This window comes from Nonomuraea sp. NPDC049784, assembly GCF_040659615.1.
GTDB lineage: Bacteria > Actinomycetota > Actinomycetes > Streptosporangiales > Streptosporangiaceae > Nonomuraea.
The window spans coordinates 1-4696 of sequence record NZ_JBFAMX010000718.1 but is presented as its reverse complement, the minus strand read 5'-3'; the positions used below and the strand labels follow the sequence as shown (position 1 = coordinate 4696).

Here is a 4696-nt window from a genome sequence, read left to right as displayed (position 1 = left end):
ACCAGGTCGAGCGCGATCTCCGCGGCCTGGACCGCGGTCGGCGCGGTGAACAGCACCTCGTCGCCCAGCGTCTTGACCAGCCTGGAGGTCATCCGCCAGGGCGAACACGCCGCGCACCTCGAATTGCGTAAATCACGCGGCGAGTATTGCACGAAACGCGCATACTATGCCACAGTTGCCCGAAAGTAACGCGGTTGTTTCCCGCACCTCTCTCCAGAACGACACCCCCAGTCCGATGGAGGTCCGGCGATCATGCGGGGGCGCAAGCCGCGCGGCGTCCTCGCGGCAGCGAAAGGAGCCCCTTGATGAGTGCTGAACCGGTGCTCGGCACCATGACGTTCGGCGACACCGTGGACGCCGGGACGGCCGGGCGGATGCTCGACTTCGCGCTCGACGCCGGGGTCAGCGGCGTCGACACGGCCAACGGCTACGCGGGCGGGGCCGCGGAGGAGATCCTCGGCGAGCTGCTGCGGGGCCGCCGCGACCGGGTCGTGCTGGCGACCAAGGCGGGCATCCCCCACCCGGACGCCGGCGGGCACGCTCCCCTCTCCCCCGCCGGCCTGCGGGCAAGTCTGGAAGGCAGCCTGCGCCGACTCAAAGTGGACCATGTGGACCTGTTCTACCTGCACCAGCCCGACCGGGCGACCCCGCTGGAAGACACGCTGGCCACGGTCGCCGAGCTGATGGACGAGGGCAAGGTCGGCAGCCTGGGCGTGTCCAACTTCGCCGCCTGGCAGATCGCCGCGATCGATCCCCCTCCCGCGGTCGCCCAGCAGCTGTACAACCTGCTGGCCAGGCGGATCGAGGACGAGTACGCGGAGTTCGCCCTCGCCGGCGGGCTGCGGACGATGGTGTACAACCCCCTGGGAGGCGGGCTGCTGACCGGACGGCACCGGTTCGACCAGGCACCGGAGAGCGGGCGGTTCGGGGACTCGCGGCTGGCGGAGATGTACCGGAAGCGGTATTGGGACGCGGACCTGTTCAAGGCCGTCGAGGCGCTCGACGCGATCGCTCTGCGGGCGGGACTGCCGCTGGCCGAGCTCTCGCTGCGCTGGCTGGCCGGCAAGCCGGTGGTGAACGCGGTGCTGCTCGGCGCGTCCCGCGTCGGCCACCTGCGCGCGAACCTCGCGGCGCTGGCCGCCGGGCCGCTGCCCTCCGACGTGGCCGACGCCTGCGACACCGTGGGCGACACGCTCCGCGGCCCGATGCCCGCCTACAACCGATAGGGGGCCCATGAACCTGCCACCCGCCCCGTACGTCGCCTGCGTCAAAGTCATCAAACACGTCCGCGTCCCCGCAGAGGAGATCGATCACATATGACCGCAGCCGAGTTCGCCAGAAAGATCCGCAACCGCGAACAGTGCGTCGGCTACTGGGTGGTGCTCGACGCCCCCGTCGCGACCGAGCGCCTTGCCAGGCTGGGGTACGACTACGTCGCGCTGGACGCGCAGCACGGTCTGATCGGCAACGCGGGGCTGCTGTCCAACCTCATGGCCATCGACGCGGGCGGCCGCTCGGTCGGCCTGGTGCGCGTCGAGTCCGGCGAGGCCGCGGTCATCGGCCGGGCGCTCGACTTCGGCGCGGGCGGCGTGATCGTGCCGCTGGTGGACACCGCCGAGGACGCGGCCCGCGCCGTGTCCGCCGCCCGCTACCCCGCGAAGGGACGCCGCTCGTACGGCCCCATGCGCTCCATGCTGAGAATCGGCCCCACCCCGGCGGAGGCGAACGAGAGCGTGCTGGTCCTGGCCATGATCGAGACGCCGGACGGGCTGGCGAATATCGAGGCGATCTGCGCCACGCCGGGCCTGGACGGCGTGTACGTAGGCCCGTCCGACCTGTGCCTGGCCGTGGGCGGAAGATTCCCGAACGACCCAGAGGTCGCCGACGTGTTCGAGGCCGCGCTGGTGAAGATCAGCACGGCGGCCGAGGAGGCCGGGATCGCGGCCGGGATCCACAACCCCACCGGCGAGCTGGCCGCCCGCCGCCTGGCCGAGGGCTTCACCTTCGCCACCGTCGCCTCCGACCTCGTCCATCTCGAGCAGGCCGCGGCCGCGCACCTGAAGGCCGCGAGGGGCGACTGAAGGTCCTGATCACCTGTGGACCTGGCCCGGTCAGGGCCAGGCCTTGGCCTCCGCCTCGAACCGGTCGCTCTCCACGGGCAGCACACAGAGCAGGTGGCCGCCGGGCGCGCGCAGGATGCGGCACTCCTGCCACCGCGACACCTCCGTCGCCCCGAGCGCCAGCAGCCGCCGGGTCTCGGCCTCGACGTCGTCCGTCTCGATGTCGACGTGGAACCGGGGCGCGTCGTCGTCCACCGCCTGGACAGCCACGTCGAAACCGGGAATGGCCCCGGGCAGCGAGGTGAACTGCTCGTATCCGGGGAGCGGGCTCGCGGTGGCCCCCAGCGCGCCCGCCCAGAACGCCGCCGCCTGCTCGGCCTCGGGTGCGGGGGTGTCGATCAGAAGGGCGTAGACCCGGCTGCGATGCATGCCGATCACCCTAGTGGCCGCCGGGGGCCCGGTGCGGTGTCGCCTTGTGCGAAGTTTCGACTGCGCTGCGTGCATACACCGATTCGGTACGGGTAGCGCCGTTGCATTGGCTCCTCGGAGGAGGAAACCGTGGACATCAACATAGGCCAAGGCATTTCAGACGCCTGGCGGGCGGTCGCGACGTTCGTTCCGAAGCTGATCGCGATGCTGGTGATTCTCTTCATCGGCTACCTCGTGGCCAAGGCACTGGAGAAGATCGTCGACAAGATACTCGAACGCGTCGGCTTCGACCGGGCGGTGGAGCGCAGCGGCGTGCAGCGGTGGCTGGAGCGGAGCAAGTACGACGCCAGCAGCCTGCTCGCGAAGATCGTCTTCTACGCGATCCTGCTGGTCACCCTGCAGCTGGCCTTCAGCGTGTACGGGCCCAACCCGATCTCGTCGATGCTGAACAGCGTGGTCGCCTGGCTGCCCATGGCACTGGTCGCCATCGTGATCATCGTGGTCGCGGGCGCGGTGGCCAAGGCCGTCAGGGACATCGTCGAGGGGATGCTCGGTGGGCTCTCCTACGGCCGCTGGCTGGCGACGGCCGCCGCGGTCTTCATCTGGGCGCTCGGCATCATCGCGGCGCTCAACCAGATCGGCGTGGCCACCACTGTCACGACTCCGGTGCTGATCACCGTGCTCGCCACCCTCGGCGCGATCGCGGCGATCGGCTTCGGCGGCGGGCTCGTCCGGCCGATGCAGCAGCGCTGGGAGCGCTGGCTGGGCCGCATCGAGCAGGAGGCTCCGCAGGCGAGGGCGCATGCGGAGGCGTACCAGCGGGGGCGTGAGGACGCTCGGGCGATGTCGGCGGAGACCACCCCCATCCGCACGGGCCCGGCGACGACCCCGCCGCGCTCGGAAACGCCGCCGCGTACGGACATGCCTCCGCGCTCGGAGATGCCTCCGGAGTGACCACCCCCGGCGGGCGTCACGCTCGGGCACGGCGTCCGCCGCACGGCGTGGTCCTCGCTGTGCGCCGGGACGGGGCAGGTCAGGCGGGGAGGCCGTCTTCCAGGAAGCCCTGTTCGCGGGCCAGCCAGCAGACCGCCGTGAGCCGGAGCGCCGCCGCGTCCGGCTCGCCGGTGAAGATCCAGCCACGGTGTCGTAGTTCGTCGAGGAAGCCGAGCAGGTAGTCGCCCAGCGTCTCCCGGTCGATCGGGATCGCGTCGCGCAGCACCGCCGCGTGCTGGTCCACCGCGGCCATCAGGCCCGGGTCGCGGTCCATCCGGGCGAGCTGGGCGTCGCCCAGTGCCTTCATCAGCCAGCGCAGGGGCGAAGCCGCCCATCCTTCCTCAAAGAACACCAACTAACTGTAAAGCATCTCCCAAGGTCAGCGGCCTTCCGCGTCGATTTCGGCGAGGGTGCGGCGGGCCACCGCGAAGGCGGCGTTGGCGGCCGGAACCCCGCAGTAGACGGCCGTCTGGAGCAGCACCTCCTTGATCTCGTCCCGCGTGAGGCCGTTCCGTAAAGCCGCACGAACGTGCATGGCGAGCTCCTCCAGCTGTCCCCGGGCCACGAGCGCGGTGAGCGTGACGCAGCTGCGGGTGCGCCGGTCGAGGCCGGGCCGGTTCCAGATCTCGTTCCAGGCGTAGCGGGTGATCAGCTCTTGGAAGTCGCGGGTGAAGTCCGTGGTGGCGGCGACCGCCCGATCGACGTGCGCGTCCCCGAGCACCTCGCGCCTGGTGCGCATCCCCGCCGCCAGGCCGTCCTCCGCGGGAGGAGATGGCGGAGGCGGTTCGTCGAGGGACGCGCCTGACAGGTGGCCGACGATGGCGGCGGTGACCGCTTCGGGGCGTTCCACGTTGGCCAGGTGCGAGGCGCGCGGGACCACCGTCAGGAACGCTCCCGGGATGTTGTTGGCCAGCGTGAGGGCCTGGTCGAGCGGCGTTGCCGGGTCCTGGGCGCCGGCTATGACCAGCGTGGGCGCGGTGATCTCCCCCAGGCGGCGCGTCAGGTCGAAGGCGGCGATGGCCTCGCAGCAGGCGGCGTACGACTTGGCGTCCACCTCCACCAGCTGGTCGAACACCCACTGGCCGTCGAAGTCGGGCGTGAACCAGCGGGCCTTCAGCGCCGCCTCGACCTGGTTCGGGTGCGTCAGTCCATCATCGAGAGCAGCCCCGAGCTACAGGAGCGCGAGCTGCGCAAGACGGACTCGCTGGCGGCGG

Annotated in this window: 6 protein-coding genes; 3 read left to right on the top strand and 3 right to left on the bottom strand. The window is 71.0% G+C overall.

Translation table 11 applies throughout. The features are described 5' to 3' along the window. Positions 1-305: 305 nt before the first annotated feature. Positions 306-1226 (top strand): aldo/keto reductase, encoded by a 921-nt coding sequence (locus tag AB0J09_RS56710; RefSeq protein WP_360711010.1) that lies wholly within the window; start codon positions 306-308, stop codon positions 1224-1226. Positions 1227-1316: 90 nt separating this feature from the next. Beyond that, positions 1317-2081 carry an aldolase/citrate lyase family protein gene (locus tag AB0J09_RS56705; protein WP_360711007.1) on the top strand — a complete coding sequence of 255 codons (765 nt, stop codon included), beginning with the start codon at positions 1317-1319 and terminating at the stop codon, positions 2079-2081. A gap of 30 nt (positions 2082-2111) precedes the next feature. Here the strand turns inward: AB0J09_RS56705 and AB0J09_RS56700 are convergent, their stop codons facing one another. Continuing rightward, complete coding sequence (locus AB0J09_RS56700; protein ID WP_360711004.1) at positions 2112-2489, bottom strand: VOC family protein; 378 nt, start codon at positions 2487-2489, stop codon at positions 2112-2114. 129 nt (positions 2490-2618) lie between these two features. Here AB0J09_RS56700 and AB0J09_RS56695 point away from each other — a divergent pair, with 129 nt between their 5' ends. Next, positions 2619-3443 (top strand): hypothetical protein, encoded by an 825-nt coding sequence (locus AB0J09_RS56695; RefSeq protein ID WP_360711002.1) that lies wholly within the window; start codon positions 2619-2621, stop codon positions 3441-3443. 79 nt (positions 3444-3522) lie between these two features. Here AB0J09_RS56695 and AB0J09_RS56690 read toward each other — a convergent pair whose 3' ends face one another. Together AB0J09_RS56690 and pcaC are read right to left on the bottom strand one after the other, a co-directional pair. After that, positions 3523-3834 carry a DUF6401 family natural product biosynthesis protein gene (locus tag AB0J09_RS56690; protein ID WP_360710999.1) on the bottom strand — a complete coding sequence of 104 codons (312 nt, stop codon included), beginning with the start codon at positions 3832-3834 and terminating at the stop codon, positions 3523-3525. 27 nt (positions 3835-3861) lie between these two features. Beyond that, a complete protein-coding gene (gene pcaC, locus AB0J09_RS56685; protein WP_360711013.1) occupies positions 3862-4599 on the bottom strand; it encodes a 4-carboxymuconolactone decarboxylase in 738 nt (245 codons plus the stop codon). Positions 4600-4696: the final 97 nt, after the last annotated feature.